The sequence below is a fragment of the Noviluteimonas gilva genome (assembly GCF_009740395.1).
Classification (GTDB): Bacteria; Pseudomonadota; Gammaproteobacteria; order Xanthomonadales; family Xanthomonadaceae; genus Noviluteimonas; species Noviluteimonas gilva.
Genome location: NZ_WOXT01000004.1, coordinates 135,419 through 153,875, shown reverse-complemented (window position 1 = coordinate 153,875; position 18,457 = coordinate 135,419). Strand labels below are relative to the sequence as shown.

Sequence of the window (18,457 nt, the reverse complement as noted above, 5' to 3'; positions counted from 1 at the left end):
CGACGCCGAACCCATGAGTGAACACGACGCCCCGCAGAAGGACATTCTGTCGGGGCGTTTGCTTTTGGTCGGCAAGATCCACGGCGGCTTCGGCATCAAGGGCGAAGTGAAACTCGAAAGTTTCACCGAACCGCCGGAACGCATCTTCAAATACCAACCGTGGACCTTGCGCGACGCGCAGGGCCGCGAGCGCGCATGCACCGGCGCGAAAGGCCGCGTGACACCGAAAGGCGTCGTCGCCGTGATTCCCGACATCGCCGACCGCGACGCGGCCGACGCGATGCGCGGCACCGATGTCTTCGTTCCGCGCTCCACGCTTCCGCCACCGGCGCCCGGCGAGTATTACTGGGTCGACCTCGAGGGCCTGCGCGTGGCGAACCTGGAAGGCGTGGATTTCGGCACGGTGTCGCACCTGTTTTCGACGGGCGCGAACGACGTGCTGGTCGCGCAGGGCGATCGCGAACGCATGATTCCGTTCGTCGAACCCGACTACATCAAGTCGGTCGACTTCGACGCCCGCCTGGTCATCGTCGACTGGGACGCGGACTTCTGAGCATGCGCGTCGACATCGTCAGCCTGTTCCCGGAATTCGTCGCGCAATGCGCGGCCTTCGGGGTCGTCGGGCGGGCGCAGGAACGCGCGTTGTTGTCGTTGCACGGCTGGAACCCGCGCGATTACGCGCCCGGCAACTATCGCCGCGTGGACGATCGTCCTTTCGGCGGCGGCCCCGGCATGGTGATGCTGATCGATCCGCTGCACGACGCCATCGAAGCGGCGCGCGCCGCCGATCCCGCGGACGCGCACGTCGTCTACCTCACGCCGCAGGGCACGCGCCTGACGCAGGCCAAGGTTCGCGAACTCGCCGCGCTGCCGCGCCTGATTCTGTTGTGCGGCCGCTACGAAGGGGTCGATGAGCGCCTGATCGAAGCCGAGGTCGACGAGGAGCTTTCGATCGGCGACTACGTCCTCTCCGGCGGCGAGCTCGCCGCGGCGGTGCTCGTCGACGCCGTGGCCCGCCTGCAGGAGGGCGCGCTGAACGACGCCGAATCGGCGCTGCAGGACAGTTTCGAAGGCGGCGTCCTGGATTGCCCGCACTACACGCGGCCGGTCGAACACGCGCTGGGCAAGGTCCCGGACGTGCTTCTTTCCGGCAATCACGCCCAGATCGCCCGCTGGCGCCGGATGGAATCCCTGGGCCGCACGTGGCTGCGTCGCCCGGACCTGTTGGATGAACAGGGGCTCGGCAAGGCCGACCGCGCGCTGCTCGAAGACTTCCGCGCCAGGTACCTCCGGGGCCTCGACGAGCCCGACGGCGACGCGTAACCCCCCGGATCGATAAAGAAAAGCTGGCATTGCGGCCCGGTGGGCCGCTAGAATGTGCGGCTTCGTCCCACAGCCCCGGTACCGGCCTTGCGTCGGCGCCCGATAACAAGCGTCGCGCAACTGCGCGAACACCAACAGGCCGTCCCATGAACAAGCCCTCGCTCAACACGCTGCTGCAGAACTTCGAATCCGAACAGATCCAGCGCAAGCTGCCCGACTTCGGCCCCGGCGACACCGTCGTGGTGAACGTCAAGGTCAAGGAAGGCAACCGCGAACGCATCCAGGCCTATGAAGGCGTGGTCATCGGCAAGAAGAACGCGGGCCTGAACTCCGCCTTCACCGTGCGCAAGATCTCGCACGGCTTTGGCGTCGAGCGCGTGTTCCAGTCCTACAGCGCCGCCATCGACTCGGTCGAAGTCAAGCGCCGCGGCGACGTCCGCTCGGGCAAGCTGTATTACCTCCGTGGCCTGGAAGGCAAGGCCGCGCGCATCAAGGAAGATCTCGCCGGCAACGCGAAGGCCAAGGCCGCCGCGATCGCTGCCGCCGCCGCGCAGCAGTAAGCTTCCAGTCGCGATGCAACGAACGGCCGCCGAAAGGCGGCCGTTTGCTTTTCCGGGGTCGTAGGGGGGCTCAGCCCCCCTACAACACAGTTGTCCGACAATCCGCTCCATGACAGATCCGCATCCCGCCACCGCACCCCAACCCGGCGTCCGCATCGACGTCTGGCTCTGGGCCGCGCGCTTCTACAAGACGCGCAGCCTGGCCAAGCAGGCGATCGAAACCGGCAAGGTCGAGATCGCGGGGCAGCGGGCGAAAGCGTCGCGACAAGTGCACGTCGATGAAGCGATGACGATCGTGCGCGGCGAGGAACGCTTCGAAATCCACGTGCGCGGATTGTCGGATACGCGCGGGCCGGCGAAGGTCGCGCAGGCCTTGTTCGAAGAAAGCATCGAGTCGCGCGAACGCCGCGCCTCCGAGCGCGCGACGCGCGCAGCCGAACGCGCGGGCTACCAGGCGCCGGAAACCAAACCCGACAAACGCGCACGACGCTTGATCCGCGCGCTGGGCGACATCGACGCGCTGTAAGCGTTACAGCAGACCCTTCAGTCGATACAACGCTTCGAGCGCGAGCTTCGGCGTGAGGTCGTCGGGATCGATGCCGGCCAACGCTTCCAGCGCCGCCGACGAAGGCGCGAACAAACCGAACTGCTGCGGCGAATCCAGCGCTTCGACCGTCAACGGCATCGTCGGTGCGTCGCGTCCCTGTTGTTCGAGTTCCGCCAAGCGCGCACGCGCCTGGCGCACGACCGACTTCGGCAAGCCCGCGAGTGCCGCGACCTGCAAACCGAAGCTGCGATTCGCCGGGCCGTCCTTCACCGCGTGCATGAACACCAGCGTGTCGCCGTGCTCGACGGCGTCCAGGTGCACGTTCGCGATGCCGCTGCCCGGCTCGGCGAGCGCGGTGAGTTCGAAGTAGTGCGTCGCGAACAAGGTGTAGCTGCGATTGATCGCCGCCAGGTGCCGCGCGCACGCATCGGCGAGCGCAAGACCGTCGTACGTCGACGTGCCGCGGCCGATTTCATCCATCAGCACGAGTGATTCGTTCGTCGCGTGATGGAGGATGTAGCTGGTCTCCGCCATTTCGACCATGAAGGTCGATTGGCCGCGCGCGAGGTCGTCGCCCGCGCCGATGCGCGTGAGGATGCGGTCGATCGGTCCGATCTGCGCACGCGACGCAGGAACGAAACTGCCGATGTGCGCGAGCAGCACGATCAGCGCGTTCTGCCGCATGTAGGTCGACTTGCCGCCCATGTTCGGGCCGGTGATCACCCGCATCCACACCGTGTCGTCGAACACGAGGTCGTTCGGCTCGAACGGCTCGTTGCGCACCGCCTCGACCACCGGATGGCGGCCGCGTTCGATGCACAGGCCCGGTGCGTCGCGCAATTCCGGGCGTGCCCAGTCGAGCACCTGCGCGCGATCGGCGAAGCACACCAGCACGTCGAGTTCCGACAACGCCGCCGCGCAGCGCTTGAGCGATTCCAGGTCCTGGTTCAACGCATCGAGCAGGCCGTCGTACAACAGCTTTTCGCGCGCCAGCGAACGCTCGCGCGCGGACAGCACCTTGTCCTCGAATTGCTTGAGTTCTTCGGTGATGTAGCGCTCGGCGCCGGTCAGCGTCTGGCGGCGCGTGTAGTGCGTCGGCGCCTTGTCGGACTGGCCTTTGCTGATTTCGATGTAGTAGCCGTGGACGCGGTTGTAGCCGACCTTGAGCGTCGCGATGCCGCTGGCGATGCGTTCGCGTGCTTCGAGGTCGACGAGGAATTGATCGGCGTTCGTCGACAGGCGACGCAACTCGTCGAGTTCAGCGTCGTAGCCTTCCGCGAAGATGCCGCCGTCGCGTGCGAGCACGGGCGGTTGCGGAACGATGGCGGACGCGAGCAGGGCCGCATTGCCCGCGTGTTCGCCGAGTTCCGCCGCGAGGGCTTGCAGGCGAGGGGAGTCGAGCGGCGCGAGCACGTCGCGCACGTCGGGCAACATGCACAGGCCGTCGCGCAGCGTCGACAGATCGCGCGGCCGTGCGCTGCGCAACGCAACGCGCGTGAGGATGCGTTCGAGGTCGCCGAGGGCGCGGAAGCGTTCGCGCAACGCGACATCGCCACGCTGATCGATCAGGGTGGCGACCGCGTGGTGGCGCTCGCCGACGATGCGCCGATCGCGCAACGGACGATGCAACCAGCGGCGCAGCAGGCGGCCGCCCATCGGCGTGATCGTCGAATCGAGGACGCCGAGCAGGGTGGTGCGCACGTCGCCATCGACGCGCGTATCGAGTTCGAGATGGCGGCGCGTGGCGGCGTTCATCGCGATCGCACCGTCGCTGGCTTCCAGCGCGATCGACGACAGGTGCGGCAGGCGCTGCTTCTGCGTTTCCTCGACATAGCCGAGCAGCGCGCCGGCGGCGGCGATCGCGCGCGGCCGATCTTCGATGCCGAAGCCGGTGAGGTCGTACAGTCCGAAGAATTGCAGGAGTTGGCGGCGGCCGCTGTCGGCGTCGAACAACCACGGCGCGCGGCGTCGCACGCCGGTGCGCGCCATGACCGAAGCGGGCAGGCCGTCTTCGTCAGGCACCAGGACTTCGGCGGGTTCCAGGCGCGCGATTTCGGCGTCGAGTGCGTCGTCGCCGTCGACTTCGTTGACGAGGAAGCGGCCGCTCGACAGATCCATCCACGCAAGCCCGTAGCCGCGCTTGTCGCGCGAGAGCGCGAGCAGCAGTGTGTCGCGGCGTTCGGACAACAGGGCTTCGTCGGTGACCGTGCCCGGCGTGACGATGCGGACGACCTTGCGTTCGACCAGGCCCTTCGACGTGGCGGGATCGCCGATCTGTTCGCAGATCGCGACCGACTCGCCCAGCGCGACCAGGCGCGCGAGGTAACCCTCGTACGCATGCACCGGCACGCCCGCCATCGGGATCGGCTGGCCCGCGGACGAGCCGCGCTGGGTCAGCGTGATGTCGAGCAGGCGCGCGGCCTTGCGCGCGTCGTCGAAGAACAGTTCGTAAAAGTCGCCCATGCGGAAGAACAGCAGCACGTCCGGGTGCTCCGCCTTGGCGGCGAAGAACTGGCGCATGAGCGGCGTATGGGCGTCGTTGCGCGCGGCGGCGCGCGGGTCGATCGATTCGTGGAGGGACACGGCGTCGGGCAGGGCGGGATGCCGTCGCAGTATGACAGCGCGGATGCGTGCACGATCCCTGCGCGCGTCGCCGATTTGCGATACAAGACGCGACTTCCCCCACGGCCGCCCCCATGACCGTTCCCGACGACGCTGCACTGCAGGCGCTTTCGCAGGACCTCGGCGACCGCCTGCGCGCTTCGCGCCACATGTTGGTCACCGCGGAAAGCTGCACGGGCGGTTGGATCGCGAAGGCGGTGACCGACATTCCCGGTTCGTCGGACTGGTTCGACTGCGGCCTGGCGGCCTACAGCTACGAGGCGAAGCAGGCGTTGCTCGGCGTGCGGCCGGAAACGCTGGAGCGCTTCGGCGCCGTGAGCCGCGAGACGGTGATCGAGATGGTGTCGGGCGCGCTCGTGACCTCCGGCGCCACGGTGGCGGTGGCGGTGACGGGCATCGCGGGGCCGGGCGGCAGCACGCCCGACAAGCCGGTCGGCACGGTGTGGCTCGCCTGGAAACGCCGCGGCGGCTACCCGAGGGCCGAGGTCTTCCACTTCGACGGCGACCGCGAGGCGGTGCGGCGCCAGACGGTGGAGGCCGCGCTCAAGGGCCTGGGGACCCTGTTGGCGTAACACGGGAGTTGACGGCCACCCTGGGTTAGCAGTAATACTACTAACCATGGACCTGACCGATACGCAGCAAGCCATCCTCGCCCTGATCGTCGAGCGCATCGAGCGCGACGGGCTCCCGCCGTCCCAGACGGAGATCGCCCACGCCTGCGGCTTCAAGGGCGTGCGGGCGGCGCAGTATCACCTCGAGGCGTTGGAACAGGCCGGCGCCATCCAGCGCATCCCCGGCGTGGCGCGCGGCATCCGGATCGTCGAGGCCGGTCACGCGCGGTTGCCGCTACCGGCCGCAAACGAAGACATGCTGCGGCTGCCGGTGCTCGGTCGCGTCGCCGCGGGCCTGCCCATCGGCGCGGATGTCACCGGCGACAGCTACGTGCTGCTGGATCGCGTGTTCTTCTCGCCCACGCCCAACTACCTGTTGAAGGTGAAGGGCGACTCGATGCGCGACGAAGGCATCTTCGATGGCGACTTGATCGGCGTGCATCGCACGCGCGATGCGCGCTCGGGCCAGATCGTGGTCGCGCGCGTCGACGACGAGATTACCGTCAAGCTCCTCAAGCTCTCCGCCGATCGCATCCGGTTGCTGCCTCGCAACCCGGATTACGCACCGATCGAAGTGCGGCCCGGGCAGGAGTTCGAAATCGAAGGCCTGTACTGCGGCCTGGTGCGGCCCAACCGATGATCTTCCCCCTGACGTCTTCGCTTGAGTGGTTTCCCTACACGCGCGCGCGGCAGTCCCTGATGCCGTTGAACGGCGCGAAAGAGAAAAATACCCACCCATGCGAACTCGTCTCAATCCGCGCGACCGCCGCTCCGTAACGTCGCCGCCAACAGAACAACATCCCAAACAGGACATGACCATGGACGAGAACAAGAAGCGCGCCCTATCCGCCGCCCTCGGGCAGATCGAGAAGCAGTTCGGCAAGGGTTCGGTCATGCGCATGGGCGACAAGGCCGTGGAGCCGGCGGAAGTCATCGGCACCGGCTCGCTCATGCTCGACATCGCGCTCGGTATCGGCGGCCTGCCCAAGGGGCGCGTCGTCGAAATCTATGGTCCGGAATCCTCGGGTAAAACCACGCTGACGCTGCAGACCATCGCGCAGTGCCAGAAGGCCGGCGGCACCGCGGCCTTCATCGACGCCGAGCACGCGCTCGACCCGATCTACGCGCAGAAGCTGGGGGTCAACATCGACGACATGCTGGTCTCGCAGCCCGACACCGGTGAGCAGGCCCTGGAAATCGCCGACATGCTCGTGCGTTCCGGTGCCGTGGACATGGTCGTCGTCGACTCCGTCGCCGCGCTCACGCCCAAGGCCGAAATCGAAGGCGAAATGGGCGACCAGCTGCCCGGCCTGCAGGCGCGCCTCATGAGCCAGGCATTGCGCAAGCTCACCGGCAACATCAAGCGCAGCAACTGCATGGTCATCTTCATCAACCAGTTGCGCATGAAGATCGGCGTGATGATGCCGGGCCAGAGCCCGGAAGTGACCACGGGCGGCAACGCGCTGAAGTTCTATGCCTCCGTGCGCCTCGATATCCGTCGCATCGGTTCGGTCAAGAAGGGCGACGAGATCATCGGCAACGAAACGCGCATCAAGGTCGTCAAGAACAAGATGGCGCCGCCGTTCAAGCAGGTCATCACCGAAATCCTCTACGGCGAAGGCATCAGCCGCGAAGGCGAACTGATCGAGATGGGCGTCAACGCCAAGCTCGTGGAGAAGTCGGGCGCCTGGTACAGCGCGTACGACGAGCGCATCGGCCAGGGCAAGGAGAACGCCCGCCAGTTCCTCAAGGACAATCCGCAGATGGCCGTCCGACTGGAAGCCGAACTGCGCGCGAAGCTCGCGCCGGCGCCGGATGCACCGCGCGATGCGTCGCCGGTCGTCGCGGAAGACTGATCCGTCGTCCTCCCCGTTGGCTATGGGATGGCGCAGCGGGGAGGACGGTCGGGCCTCAGGTGAGAGTGCGTCGAACGACGGCGTGTCGAACGTCGTCGACGAAGCACCGGCGCGCAAGCCGCGTCGCACGAGGCCCGAACCCACGCCGACGCGACGTGCGCTCGGCTTGCTGGTGCGACGCGAACACTCGCGCGTCGAACTGACCCGCAAGCTCACCGCGCGCGGCGTCGAGCGCGACGATGCCGTCGCCGCCGTCGACAAACTCGAGGCGGCCGGCTGGCAGAACGATGAGCGCTTCGCCGAACTCCTGGTCCGCAGTCGCGCGGCCACTGGCTACGGCCCGGTTCGCATCCGTGCGGAGCTCGGCATGCATTCCCTCGGCCGCGAGGCGGTCGCCGCCGCCATGGAAACGGCAGAGGTGGATTGGGAAGCGCTGGCGCGCGACCTGGTGCGTCGCCGCTTCGGAGACGACCTGTCAGCCGACCGCGAGCGTCAGCGCAAGGCCGCCGATTGGCTCCTGCGCCGCGGCTTCACCGGCGCACACATACGCGCCGCTACGCGCTTCGATCCCGACGACTGAACCCCAACACGCTTGAAACCGGGCCCTGCGCCCATACGCCTGCGGACACTGCTCCGCACGGCCTGATACGCTTGGAGCCTTCGGGAGCGCCGCTTCCGCGAGCGCCGGTCCGGCCACGCGGGGGCAGGTGCGTCCGCCCTGAAATTCAAAGGCGTGACAGTCCCGGCCCCTTCCCCCCGGTTGCCTCATGAATTCGCCCAACGCCATCCGCACCACCGATCAGATCCGGTCCGATTTCCTCGCGTTCTTTCGCTCCAAGGGCCACACCGTCGTTCCGTCCAGCCCGCTCGTGCCCGGCAACGACCCCACGCTGCTGTTCACCAACGCCGGCATGGTGCAGTTCAAGGATGTGTTCCTCGGCGCCGAGAAGCGCAGCTACACGCGCGCGACGTCCTCGCAGCGCTGCGTGCGCGCGGGCGGCAAGCACAACGATCTGGACCAGGTCGGTTACACCGCGCGCCACCACACCTTCTTCGAAATGCTGGGCAACTTCAGCTTCGGCGATTACTTCAAGCGCGATGCGATCGCGTGGGCGTGGGAGTTGCTGACGCAAACGTGGAAGCTGCCGCCCGAGCGCCTGCTCGTGACGATCTACCACACCGACGACGAAGCCTTCGACATCTGGAACCAGGTCGTCGGCCTGCCGCCCGAGCGCATCATCCGCATCGGCGACAACAAGGGCGCGCCGTACGCGTCGGACAATTTCTGGCAGATGGCCGACACCGGCCCCTGCGGCCCGTGCACGGAAATCTTCTACGACCACGGCGCGCACATCCCGGGTGGCCCGCCGGGTTCGCCCGATGAAGACGGCGATCGCTACATCGAAATCTGGAACAACGTCTTCATGCAGTTCGATCGCCAGCCCGACGGCACGCTCGTGCCGTTGCCAGCGCCGTGCGTGGATACGGGCATGGGCCTGGAACGCCTGGCCGCCGTGCTGCAACACGTGCACAGCAATTACGAAATCGACCTGTTCCAGCACCTGATCCACGCCGCCGCGAAGATCACGCACACCGCCGATCTCGAACACAAGTCGCTGCGCGTCATCGCCGATCACATCCGCGCGTGCAGCTTCCTCATCGTCGACGGCGTGCTGCCTTCCAACGAAGGCCGCGGCTACGTGCTTCGTCGCATCATCCGCCGCGCGGTGCGCCACTTCTGGAAGCTCGGTGCGTTGCAAGCCGACGGTGCGTTCTGGCGCATGGTCGCGCCGTTGTGCGAGGCGATGGGCGCGGCGTATCCGGAACTCGTCGCCAAGCGCGATCTCGTCGAGCGCTCGCTCAAGGCTGAGGAAGCCGCGTTCGCGCAGACGCTCGACGCGGGCATGCAGCGCCTGGAAGGCTACCTGCACCAATCCGACGGCGCGCTCACGGGCGAGCAAGTGTTCCAACTGCACGACACCTACGGCTGCCCGCCCGATCTCATCGCCGACATCCTGCGCGAGAAGGGCATGACGCTCCCCGCGCAGACGACGACCGAATACGAACGCCTGATGGAGCAGCAGCGCGAACGCGCGCGCGCCGCGGGCAAGTTCGGCGGCGGCATCGCGTTGCCGGGCGAATTGATCGCGCAGCTCGCGCCGACGCAGTTCGAAGGTTACGAAAACGCCGACGAAGATGATCTCCTCGTGCAGGCCATCGTGCGCGAAGGCCGCCCCGTCGACGCATTGCGCGCGGGCGAAGAGGCCGTGATCGTGCTCGATCGCACGCCGTTCTACGCCGAGAGCGGTGGCCAGGTCGGCGACACGGGCCAGCTCGCCACGGCAGGCGCGCGTTTCGACGTGCGCGACACGCTCAAGCTCGCGGGTCAGTTCCATGGTCACGTCGGTACGCTCGCGACGGGCGCACTGAAGGTCGGCGACCGCGTGAGCGGCAGCATCGACGCACAGCGCCGCGCCGCCACCGTGCTGAACCACAGCGCCACGCACCTGTTGCATGCCGCGCTGCGCACCGTGCTCGGCACGCACGTCACGCAGAAGGGTTCGCTGGTCGCGCCCGATCGCCTGCGCTTCGACTTCTCGCATTTCCAGCCGGTGACCGCGCAGGAACTGGCGACGATCGAACGCATGGTCAACGCCGAAGTCCGCAGCAACCATTCGGCCGAGATCCGCCACATGGGCATGCAGGAAGCGCTCGACTTCGGCGCGATGGCGCTGTTCGGCGAGAAGTACGGCGAGAACGTGCGCGTCCTGCGCATGGGCGAGAGTTCGACCGAGTTGTGCGGCGGCACGCATGTCTCACGCACCGGCGACATCGGGCTGTTCAAGATCGTCTCGGAAGGAGGCGTGTCCGCCGGCGTGCGCCGCATCGAAGCGGTGACCGGGCAGGGCGCGCTCGACTACGTCACGGACGAGGAGCGCCGCTTGAACGACGCCGCCAGGCTGCTGGGTGGAAACACCAGCGATGTGAACGAAAAACTCCGCGCACTGCTCGATCGGCAAAAAAAGCTGGAGCGCGAACTCGAACAAATGAAGGCGAAGGCCGCGTCGGGTGCGACGTCCGACCTCGCGGGCGGCGCCGTGGACGTGAACGGCACGCGCGTGCTCGCCGTGCGCCTGGAAGGGTTCGATGCGAAGGCGCTGCGCGATGCGGTCGATCGTTTGAAACAGCAACTCGGCGACGCGGTGATCGTCCTGGCCGGCGCGAGCGATGGCAAGGCGGCGCTGGTCGCGGGCGTGAGCGGTTCGGCATCCGGCAAGGTCAAGGCCGGGGAACTGCTGGCGCATGTTGCGAGTCGTATCAACGGCAAGGGTGGTGGACGTCCGGACCTCGCGCAGGGCGGCGGCGACGACGGCCCGGCATTGCAAGCGGCATTGGAGGCGGTTCCTCAGTGGGTGGCCGAGCGCCTACACTGAATATCCGGCCCCCCGGTATCGCTTTACGGGGTGCATGACGAGTTGCGGTTGTGGGCCCATGTGGCCCGCGTCTATGATCGTTCAGCTTCGAGCACCAAGGGATGTGCCCCGCCGCGCGGTTTGTGCGGCGGACTGGACCAGCGGGATGGCCGCTGGCGAAGGAAGGAGACTTACATGTTGATCCTCACCCGACGCGTCGGCGAAACACTCATGATCGGCGACTCGGTCACCGTGACGGTGCTGGGCGTCAAGGGCAACCAGGTCCGCATCGGGATCACCGCGCCGAAAGACGTCGCCGTGCATCGCGAAGAAATCTACCAGCGCATCCAGCGCGGCGAAGAACCGGGCGATCCGGGCAAGACGGGTTTGCCGGGCGCAGGCTGAATCTGTAGACTTCGCCGCTCTCCGGAGACGTGCCCGAGAGGCCGAAGGGGCTCCCCTGCTAAGGGAGTATGGGGTCAAAAGCTCCATCGAGGGTTCGAATCCCTCCGTCTCCGCCAGTTGCAACACATCATGTGTGATGCAACGAGAATGAAAAAAATTCGTTGACGAAATGCAGAGTCGTTCTTCATAATTTCGCTTCTGCGCCCGTAGCTCAGCTGGATAGAGCACCAGGCTACGAACTTGGTGGTCGGGAGTTCGAATCTCTCCGGGCGCGCCACGCAAAACAAAAAGGCCGATGCTTAAACGCATCGGCCTTTTTGTTTTGGCGCGCCCAAGGGCGCGGCGGCATGCCAAACAACCGCGCTGTCGCGCGCCCCTTTTACTAAAAGGGGCTGTTCCACCAGAAGGGACTACTCGTTTGGCTGCGCTGCTTCCGTTGGCGCAGTCGTCGCATGTTTCCGCGACAGCGTTGCTTCGCGATGTGCGATGTACGCATTCGCGCCGAAGATGATTGCTGCGCCCAGCAGGGTGTAGCGGTCGAGGCGTTCGTCGAACAGCAGCCAACCGGCGACGGCGACGACCGGCAATTGCATGAAGCTGATGGGCGTCAGTGCGGAGACGTCGCCGAGTTTCAGGCCGCGTGTCCAGAGCAGGTGCGCCGAGGTGCCCAGCACACCCGCGGCGGCGACCCACAGCCAGGTGATGCCTTGCGGCCATTCCCACACGAACAGCGCGGGCAGCAGCGACATCGGCACCCACAGCATCGTCGTGTACAGCACGATGCGGTCGGCCGGTTCCGTGCGCGAGAGTTGCTTGATCTGGATCGCCACCAGTGCGCTGAACACCGCCGCGCACAACGCGACCAGCGTGCCCAGGGTGAAGCTCGCGCTGCCGGGGCGCACGATGATGAGCACGCCGATGAAACCGACCAACACCGCGGCCCAGCGTCGCGCGCGCACTTGTTCGCCGAGCATCCACACTGCGGCGATGGTGACGAACAGGGGCGTGGAGTACGACAGCGAAATCGCCTGCGCGAGCGGCAGGTGGCCGATGGCCCAGAAGCCGCAGAACATCCCGAGCACGCCGATCACGCAGCGGATGATGTAGCGGGGGAATTGCGTCGTGCGCAGGATCTGCGTGCCGTGGCGCGCCAGCAGGGGCGCGGCCGCGATCAGGCCGAAGAAGTTGCGGAAGAACGCGATCTCGAAGGTATGCAGCGACTTCGACGCGAGCCGGATCGCCACCGCCATGAACCCGAAGAGGATGGCGCTGCCGAGCATCAGCAACGCCGCGTGCCAGTACCGCGCGCCGTGATCGGCCTGTGCGGTCACCAGCGCGCGCCGACGATGCGGGGTTCGGGTTCGATCGCCACGCCGAAGCGTTCTTCCACCGAAGCCGCGATGCGCCGCGCGAGTGCGAGCAACTCTGCGCCCGTCGCGCGGCCGTGGTTCACGAGCACCAGCGCGTGCGACGGCGCCACGCCGGCGTCGCCTTCGCGGAAGCCCTTCCATCCGCACTGGTCGATCAACCAGGCGGCCGAGAGCTTGCGCGTGCCGTCGTCCGCGCCACGGAACACGGGCGCGTGCGGATGCGCATCGACGAGCGCCTGCGCCTGCGCGAGCGGCACGATGGGATTCTTGAAGAAGCTGCCCGCGTTGCCGACCACCGCCGGATCCGGCAGCTTGCGGCGGCGGATGCGGCATACGGCTTCGGCGACCTGCGAGGCGCGCGGTGTCTCGATCCCCATTGCCGTGAGCTCATCGCCGACGCCCGCGTAATCGATCCGCACGCGCGTGGCGCGCGAGAGGCGGAATTCGACGGACGTGACGACGTAACGATCCGGTTGGTGCTTGAACACGCTGTCGCGATAGGCGAACGCGCATTGCGTCGCGGTGAGCGTCGTCATCGTGCGCGTCGTGCGATCGAACGCGTGCACCGCGTGGATCGCCTCGCGCACTTCGACGCCGTACGCGCCGATGTTCTGGATCGGTGCCGCGCCGACGGTCCCGGGAATGAGTGCGAGGTTCTCCAACCCGGCGAGCCCATGGCCCAGCGTCCACAACACGAAGGCATGCCACTCGACGCCGGCGTCGGCACGCACGATCGCGGTGTCGCCGTCGTCCTCGATCAACGCGATCGACTGCGCCGTCAGCGCGAGGACCACGCCCTGCGGATCGCCGGCGAACAACAGGTTGCTGCCGCCGCCGAGCACGAGCACCGGCCCGTCGCGGAGCATCGCGTATCCGAACAACTCGGGCAGGGCGTCGGTGTTCGCCACTTCGACCAGCATCGGCGCGCGCGCGGCGACGCCGAAAGTGTTGCGCGCGTCGAGCTTCGCGTTTTCCACGATGCGGAACTGCGACGACACGGGCTCACCCATTCGGCGGCAGGTTCCCGCGGCTCGGCGCTTCCTTGCGGCGACGCAGTGCGTCGACGCATTCGCCGATCAACGCCGGCCCGCGATACACCAGGCCCGAATACATCTGCACGAGCGATGCGCCCGCGGCCTGCTTGGTCGCCGCATCGGCGCCCGAAAGGATGCCGCCCACGCCGATCATCGGGATGTGCTCGGGCAGGCGCGTGCGCAGGCGGCGCAGCACGAGCGTCGACTTGCCCATCAGCGGCTCGCCCGACAGGCCGCCCGCTTCGCTCGCATGCTTGACGCCTTCCAGGCCGAAGCGGCCGACGGTGGTATTGGTCGCGATGACGCCATCGACTTCCAGGTCGGTGAGCACGCGGCCCGCGGCATCGATGTCTTCGTCGGACAGGTCCGGCGCGATCTTCACCAGCATCGGCGCGCGACGACCATGCTGCGCGGCCAAGCGCTCCTGCGCTTCGCGCAACGCGCCGATGAGGCGGCGCAACTGCTGTTCTTCCTGCAGTTCGCGCAAACCCGCGGTGTTGGGCGAGGAAATGTTGACCGTCACGTAGTCGGCCAGCGGATACACACGCTCGAGGCAGTAGAGATAGTCGGTCTCGGCCGTCTCGTTCGGCGTGTCCTTGTTCTTGCCGATGTTGATGCCGAGCACGCCGCGTCGCCGCGCGCGTTCGACATTCTTCACCAGCGCATCCACGCCCGTGTTGTTGAAGCCCAGGCGGTTGATCACCGCGCGCTGCGCCGGCAGGCGGAACATGCGCGGCTTCGGATTGCCTTCCTGCGCGCGCGGCGTGGTCGTGCCGATCTCGACGAAACCAAAACCAAGCGCAAGCAGCGCGTCGATGTGCTCGCCGTTCTTGTCCAGGCCCGCGGCCAGGCCGACGGGATTGGGGAACTGCACGCCGAACACCTTCGTCGGCAGCGGTTTGGGCACGCGTGCGACCAGCGGGTTCACGCCGCTGCGATAAGCCGCTTCGAGTGCCGCGAGCGTCAGGTCATGCGCGCGCTCGGCACCGAGCCCGAAGAGAAAGGGGCGGGCGAGTCCGTACATCAGCGCTTGACCCCGAGGAACGACCAGACCGGCTGCATCGTATCCGGATTGAAGGCCGCGCCCTGGTACAGCACCTGGTTCGTACCATCGTCGAAGTCCACCGTCAGGCGGAAGATGAGCGTCTGCAGGCCCTTGTCGAAAATCCAGGCCGCGCACGGCGCGGTCGGCACGATGTCGCACTCGGTCGCCGCACGCCCGCTCCAGCGGTGGCCGGCATCGATCACGGGCGCGGTGTCGTCGACCAGCAGCGTGTCCGCATCCTTGCCGAAGTCCTCGACGCGCACGCGCACGGGTTTCGCATCGCCCTTGAGCGCGAAGCCGAAGCCCCAGCGATAGCGCGGCCCGCGGTCGCCGGTCGCCTTTTCCATCTCGGGGCCGGCGTTGTCGAAGGTCAGGCGATCGGTCGATTCGGGGATGTAGCCGCTGTCGGTGGCGTGCAGCGAGAACGTCGTCCCGCGCAAGGTGGCCGTCAGCGTCTGCACCGGCTGTCCCTCGAAGTTTGCCGGTGCCTGCGTCTGCGTCTGCGCCGACGCAGTGGCGCAGCACAGTGCGAGCGCCATCAAGGCGCTCGCTTGCCGCACGCAGTGTCCGGGCAGGGCCGTCACAGGTCGAACTTGATGCCTTGCGCCAGCGGCAGCGCATCGGAGTAGTTGATCGTGTTCGTCTGGCGGCGCATGTACGCGCGCCACGCATCCGAACCCGATTCGCGGCCGCCGCCGGTTTCCTTCTCGCCGCCGAACGCGCCGCCGATCTCCGCACCCGAGGTGCCGATGTTGACGTTCGCGATGCCGCAGTCGGAACCCGACGCGGCGAGGAAGGCTTCGGCCGCCTTGAGGTCCTGGGTGAAGATCGAGGACGACAGGCCCTGCGGCACGGCGTTCTGCATCGCGATGGCCTCATCGAGCGTGGAGAACTTCATGACGTACAGGATCGGCGCGAAGGTCTCGTGCTGCACGATCGGCGCTTGATTGGTCAGGCCCGTGATGATCGTCGGCAGCACGAAGTTCCCCTTGCCTTCGATCGCGGTACCGCCCGTTTCGACCTTGCCGCCGGCGGCCTTCGCCTTGGCGATCGAGTCGAGGTAACCCTCGACCGCATCGCGGCTGTTCAACGGCCCCATCAGGTTGGTCGGATCGGTCGGGTCGCCGATCTTCTTCTCCACCTGCTTGTACGCGGTGATCAGCTTCGAGAGGACATCGTCGTGGATCGATTCGTGCACGATCAGGCGGCGCGTGGTCGTGCAACGCTGGCCCGCGGTGCCGACCGCGCCGAACACGATCGCGGGGATCGCGAGCTTCAGCTCCGCCGACTTGTCGACGATGATCGCGTTGTTGCCGCCCAGTTCCAGCAGCGAGCGGCCCATGCGCTGCGCGACGCGCTCGCCGACGATGCGGCCGACCTTCGTCGAACCGGTGAAGGAGATCAGCGGGATGCGCTTGTCGTCGACGAACGCCGACGCCAGGTCGCTGCCCGCGTCGTTGAACAGGAAGAAGATGTCGGGGAAGCCGCCCTTCTTCAGCGCTTCGTTGCAGATCTTCATCGCGGCGATCGCCGAGAGCGGCGTCTTCGGCGACGGCTTCCAGATCGCGACGTCACCGCACACCGCGGCGACGAAGCTGTTCCAGGCCCACACCGCGACCGGGAAATTGAACGCGCTGATGATGCCGACCAGGCCGATCGGATGCCACTGCTCGTACATGCGGTGGCCGGGGCGTTCGGAATGCATCGTCAGGCCGTAGAGCTGGCGCGACAGACCGACGGCGAATTCGCCGATGTCGATCATTTCCTGCACTTCGCCGTCGCCCTCGGGCTTGGACTTGCCCATTTCCAGCGCGACCAGCGAGCCGAGCGCGTCCTTGTGGGTGCGCAGCGCTTCGGCGCACAGGCGGATCGCTTCGCCGCGGCGCGGCGCCGGCGTCGTGCGCCACACCTTGAAGGCCTGCTGCGCGCGCTCGACGATGATCTCGTAGTCGGCCTGCGAGGAGGCATGGACCTTGGCGAGCACGCTGCCGTCGGTGGGATTCACCGGTTCGATGACGCCCGCATCGGTGGTCTTCGACCACTCGCCGTTGCCGAGGTAGGTGCCGGATTCGGTCTCGTTGAGGCCGAGCGCTTTCAGGACAGGATGCATCGCGAAACTCCAAAGGGGGGAACGGCCCCGACACGATTCGAACGTGCGACCTGTCCCTTAGGAGGGGACCGCTCTATCCAACTGAGCTACGGGGCCAAAAGGCCGCCGGATTATCGCAGAGGATGCACCGCGCGGCCCACTAGAGGTGGGTGAGCTGGCCGCGGCCGATCACGAAGCCGCTGGGTTGGCCCGTCGGCGAGCCGCCCGGCGGCTCCATCGACACCGCGATGGTCTGGTCGTCACGCAACAAACGTGCGCGCAGGGTGTCGGGAACGGTCATCGATTGCAGCGGGGCATCGTTGCCCACGCCCAGCGATTGCGCGCTGCCATCGCTGGAGACCAGCCACACCTGCGGCACTTCGCCCGGCGTCGGGTCCTTCACCAGCGGCATGAGCACCAGCGTGCAGGCATCGTCGTCGACGGCGGCCATGTAGGTGTTGCGGCCCTTGCCGTCGTTCATCGTGGTCACCAGGCGCACCGGATGCGGCAGCGCCGAATGCACGGGCGCCGGCACGGTGCTCGCCGGATTGCGGGGCAGGGCGACCAGCGCGATCACGCACGCGGTGGTCGCGGCCAGGCCCGCCATGCTCGCGCCGCGCCAGAACGCGACGCGATCCCACCAGCGCGTGTCCTCGACCTTCGACGACGGCGCGGCATCCAGACCGGCGCGCGCACGCACGCGCGGCCACAAGTACATCGGCGGCACGACCGGTTCGATCTCGTCGGCGAGCGGCGCCAGGCGCATGCGCCAGGCATCGATCGCGCGCGCGAGTTCGGGTTCGCGTGCGATGCGCGCGGCGAAGGCATCGCGCGAAGCGGCGTCCATCGTGCCGAGCACGTATTCGGCCGCGACGATGTCGTCGCCGCCGGGGATCGTGGTGTCGTCGGTCATGTTGTCGTCGAGCCCGCTCATGATTCCAGGCACGTCCGCAGTTGCATCAGGCCGCGGCGGATCCAGCTTTTCACCGTGCCGATGGGAGTGTCGGTGCGACGCGCGAGTTCCTCGTACGTCGCGCCTTCGAAGAACGCCGTGCGGATCAACGTGCGGCGCCGCGCTTCCAGTTGGTTGAGGCAGCGGTCGAGCTGCCGCGTTTGTCCCGCGTGTTCGGCCAGGGCCGGTGCGCCGGGCGCGGAGTCGCTCACGTCGGCGGCGAATTCGATCGGCAGCGCGTTGCGCGCCGTATCGTCGCTGCGCAGGCGATCCACGGCCTTGTTGTGCGCGATCATCGCCAGCCACGAAATCGGGCTTGCGATCGACGCGTCGTATTGCGCGGCCTTGCGCCAGATCGCCGCGTAGGCTTCCTGCACGGCGTCTTCGGCTTCGTCGCGGTCGGCCAACAAGCGCAGGCAGACGCCGAACATCTTGGCGGAGGTGGCGTGGTACAGGCGTTCGAAAGCCTGCGCATCGCCCAGGGCGACGGCGGCGAGCAGCCGTTCCAGCCCGTGCCGATCCATCGGCGCTGCGTCGGCGGAATTGCGAAAGGCGACGGTGTCTTCCATGCACGGGTCCACACGGGGGCGCGGGTCGATCCTACGCCCAACCCGGCAGATACGCGCCGGC

Annotated in this window: 18 protein-coding genes and 3 tRNA genes; 12 read left to right on the top strand and 9 right to left on the bottom strand. The window is 67.2% G+C overall.

The features are described 5' to 3' along the window. Positions 1-13: 13 nt before the first annotated feature. From rimM to GN331_RS12990, 4 genes are all read left to right on the top strand, one after another. The gene (gene rimM, locus GN331_RS13005; RefSeq protein ID WP_156642675.1) at positions 14-553 is read left to right on the top strand and encodes a ribosome maturation factor RimM; all 540 of its coding nucleotides are present in this window, start codon (positions 14-16) and stop codon (positions 551-553) included. A gap of 2 nt (positions 554-555) precedes the next feature. Further along, positions 556-1,323: a tRNA (guanosine(37)-N1)-methyltransferase TrmD gene (gene trmD, locus GN331_RS13000; protein WP_156642674.1), complete on the top strand. Its 768-nt coding sequence runs from the start codon at positions 556-558 to the stop codon at positions 1,321-1,323. A gap of 146 nt (positions 1,324-1,469) precedes the next feature. Then, positions 1,470-1,883: a 50S ribosomal protein L19 gene (gene rplS, locus GN331_RS12995; RefSeq protein ID WP_156642673.1), complete on the top strand. Its 414-nt coding sequence runs from the start codon at positions 1,470-1,472 to the stop codon at positions 1,881-1,883. Positions 1,884-1,992: 109 nt separating this feature from the next. Further along, positions 1,993-2,409 (top strand): RNA-binding S4 domain-containing protein, encoded by a 417-nt coding sequence (locus GN331_RS12990; RefSeq protein WP_156642672.1) that lies wholly within the window; start codon positions 1,993-1,995, stop codon positions 2,407-2,409. A 3-nt stretch (positions 2,410-2,412) separates the two neighbouring features. Here the strand turns inward: GN331_RS12990 and mutS are convergent, their stop codons facing one another. Further along, the gene (gene mutS / locus GN331_RS12985; RefSeq protein WP_156642929.1) at positions 2,413-4,950 is read right to left on the bottom strand and encodes a DNA mismatch repair protein MutS; all 2,538 of its coding nucleotides are present in this window, start codon (positions 4,948-4,950) and stop codon (positions 2,413-2,415) included. 176 nt (positions 4,951-5,126) lie between these two features. Here mutS and GN331_RS12980 point away from each other — a divergent pair, with 176 nt between their 5' ends. The 8 genes from GN331_RS12980 to GN331_RS12945 all read left to right on the top strand — a co-directional run bounded on the left by GN331_RS12980 (position 5,127) and on the right by GN331_RS12945 (position 11,614). Beyond that, on the top strand, positions 5,127-5,624 hold the full coding sequence (locus GN331_RS12980) for a CinA family protein (RefSeq protein ID WP_156642671.1): 498 nt from the start codon (positions 5,127-5,129) through the stop codon (positions 5,622-5,624). 46 nt (positions 5,625-5,670) lie between these two features. Further along, entirely contained in the window at positions 5,671-6,303 is a 633-nt protein-coding gene (gene lexA / locus GN331_RS12975) for a transcriptional repressor LexA (protein WP_156642670.1), read from the top strand. A gap of 178 nt (positions 6,304-6,481) precedes the next feature. Beyond that, on the top strand, positions 6,482-7,519 hold the full coding sequence (gene recA / locus GN331_RS12970) for a recombinase RecA (RefSeq protein ID WP_156642669.1): 1,038 nt from the start codon (positions 6,482-6,484) through the stop codon (positions 7,517-7,519). An 82-nt stretch (positions 7,520-7,601) separates the two neighbouring features. Further along, positions 7,602-8,099 (top strand): recombination regulator RecX, encoded by a 498-nt coding sequence (gene recX, locus GN331_RS12965; protein WP_331713487.1) that lies wholly within the window; start codon positions 7,602-7,604, stop codon positions 8,097-8,099. A 187-nt stretch (positions 8,100-8,286) separates the two neighbouring features. Further along, positions 8,287-10,953, top strand: a complete 2,667-nt coding sequence (alaS, locus tag GN331_RS12960; RefSeq protein WP_156642667.1) for an alanine--tRNA ligase — start codon at positions 8,287-8,289, stop codon at positions 10,951-10,953. A 174-nt stretch (positions 10,954-11,127) separates the two neighbouring features. Continuing rightward, a complete protein-coding gene (gene csrA, locus GN331_RS12955; protein WP_156642666.1) occupies positions 11,128-11,337 on the top strand; it encodes a carbon storage regulator CsrA in 210 nt (69 codons plus the stop codon). A gap of 23 nt (positions 11,338-11,360) precedes the next feature. Next, positions 11,361-11,453 (top strand) — tRNA-Ser (locus GN331_RS12950). Positions 11,454-11,537: 84 nt separating this feature from the next. Beyond that, positions 11,538-11,614, top strand: a tRNA-Arg gene (locus GN331_RS12945). A 133-nt stretch (positions 11,615-11,747) separates the two neighbouring features. On the opposite strand, the gene GN331_RS12940 is transcribed toward GN331_RS12945, so the two are convergent. From GN331_RS12940 to GN331_RS12905, 8 genes are all read right to left on the bottom strand, one after another. Continuing rightward, entirely contained in the window at positions 11,748-12,617 is an 870-nt protein-coding gene (locus GN331_RS12940; RefSeq protein WP_156642928.1) for a DMT family transporter, read from the bottom strand. A 47-nt stretch (positions 12,618-12,664) separates the two neighbouring features. Continuing rightward, positions 12,665-13,717 carry a UDP-N-acetylmuramate dehydrogenase gene (gene murB / locus GN331_RS12935; RefSeq protein ID WP_156642665.1) on the bottom strand — a complete coding sequence of 351 codons (1,053 nt, stop codon included), beginning with the start codon at positions 13,715-13,717 and terminating at the stop codon, positions 12,665-12,667. Continuing rightward, positions 13,710-14,765, bottom strand: coding sequence for a quinone-dependent dihydroorotate dehydrogenase (locus GN331_RS12930; RefSeq protein ID WP_156642664.1), 1,056 nt, complete (start codon positions 14,763-14,765; stop codon positions 13,710-13,712). Before GN331_RS12930 ends, murB begins: the two co-directional genes overlap by 8 nt. Continuing rightward, entirely contained in the window at positions 14,765-15,325 is a 561-nt protein-coding gene (locus GN331_RS12925) for a hypothetical protein (protein WP_231734493.1), read from the bottom strand. The genes GN331_RS12930 and GN331_RS12925 overlap by 1 nt, the downstream gene beginning before the upstream one ends. 41 nt (positions 15,326-15,366) lie before the next feature. Then, complete coding sequence (amaB, locus tag GN331_RS12920; protein ID WP_156642662.1) at positions 15,367-16,896, bottom strand: L-piperidine-6-carboxylate dehydrogenase; 1,530 nt, start codon at positions 16,894-16,896, stop codon at positions 15,367-15,369. A 22-nt stretch (positions 16,897-16,918) separates the two neighbouring features. Continuing rightward, a tRNA-Arg gene (locus tag GN331_RS12915) sits at positions 16,919-16,992 on the bottom strand. 43 nt (positions 16,993-17,035) lie between these two features. Further along, complete coding sequence (locus GN331_RS12910; protein ID WP_156642661.1) at positions 17,036-17,809, bottom strand: anti-sigma factor; 774 nt, start codon at positions 17,807-17,809, stop codon at positions 17,036-17,038. Further along, the gene (locus tag GN331_RS12905) at positions 17,806-18,351 is read right to left on the bottom strand and encodes a sigma-70 family RNA polymerase sigma factor (RefSeq protein WP_156642927.1); all 546 of its coding nucleotides are present in this window, start codon (positions 18,349-18,351) and stop codon (positions 17,806-17,808) included. The genes GN331_RS12910 and GN331_RS12905 overlap by 4 nt, the downstream gene beginning before the upstream one ends. Between the last annotated feature and the right edge of the window lie 106 nt (positions 18,352-18,457).

Coding starts and splice junctions, on each gene's coding strand:
- rimM (WP_156642675.1), top strand. CDS start 14: ATGAGTGAACACGACGCCCCGCAGAAGGACATTCTGTCGGGGCGTTTG.
- trmD (WP_156642674.1), top strand. CDS start 556: ATGCGCGTCGACATCGTCAGCCTGTTCCCGGAATTCGTCGCGCAATGC.
- rplS (WP_156642673.1), top strand. CDS start 1,470: ATGAACAAGCCCTCGCTCAACACGCTGCTGCAGAACTTCGAATCCGAA.
- GN331_RS12990 (WP_156642672.1), top strand. CDS start 1,993: ATGACAGATCCGCATCCCGCCACCGCACCCCAACCCGGCGTCCGCATC.
- mutS (WP_156642929.1), bottom strand. CDS start 4,950: ATGCGCCAGTTCTTCGCCGCCAAGGCGGAGCACCCGGACGTGCTGCTG.
- GN331_RS12980 (WP_156642671.1), top strand. CDS start 5,127: ATGACCGTTCCCGACGACGCTGCACTGCAGGCGCTTTCGCAGGACCTC.
- lexA (WP_156642670.1), top strand. CDS start 5,671: ATGGACCTGACCGATACGCAGCAAGCCATCCTCGCCCTGATCGTCGAG.
- recA (WP_156642669.1), top strand. CDS start 6,482: ATGGACGAGAACAAGAAGCGCGCCCTATCCGCCGCCCTCGGGCAGATC.
- alaS (WP_156642667.1), top strand. CDS start 8,287: ATGAATTCGCCCAACGCCATCCGCACCACCGATCAGATCCGGTCCGAT.
- csrA (WP_156642666.1), top strand. CDS start 11,128: ATGTTGATCCTCACCCGACGCGTCGGCGAAACACTCATGATCGGCGAC.
- GN331_RS12940 (WP_156642928.1), bottom strand. CDS start 12,617: ATGCTCGGCAGCGCCATCCTCTTCGGGTTCATGGCGGTGGCGATCCGG.
- murB (WP_156642665.1), bottom strand. CDS start 13,717: ATGGGTGAGCCCGTGTCGTCGCAGTTCCGCATCGTGGAAAACGCGAAG.
- GN331_RS12930 (WP_156642664.1), bottom strand. CDS start 14,765: ATGTACGGACTCGCCCGCCCCTTTCTCTTCGGGCTCGGTGCCGAGCGC.
- GN331_RS12925 (WP_231734493.1), bottom strand. CDS start 15,325: ATGGCGCTCGCACTGTGCTGCGCCACTGCGTCGGCGCAGACGCAGACG.
- amaB (WP_156642662.1), bottom strand. CDS start 16,896: ATGCATCCTGTCCTGAAAGCGCTCGGCCTCAACGAGACCGAATCCGGC.
- GN331_RS12910 (WP_156642661.1), bottom strand. CDS start 17,809: ATGAGCGGGCTCGACGACAACATGACCGACGACACCACGATCCCCGGC.
- GN331_RS12905 (WP_156642927.1), bottom strand. CDS start 18,351: ATGGATCGGCACGGGCTGGAACGGCTGCTCGCCGCCGTCGCCCTGGGC.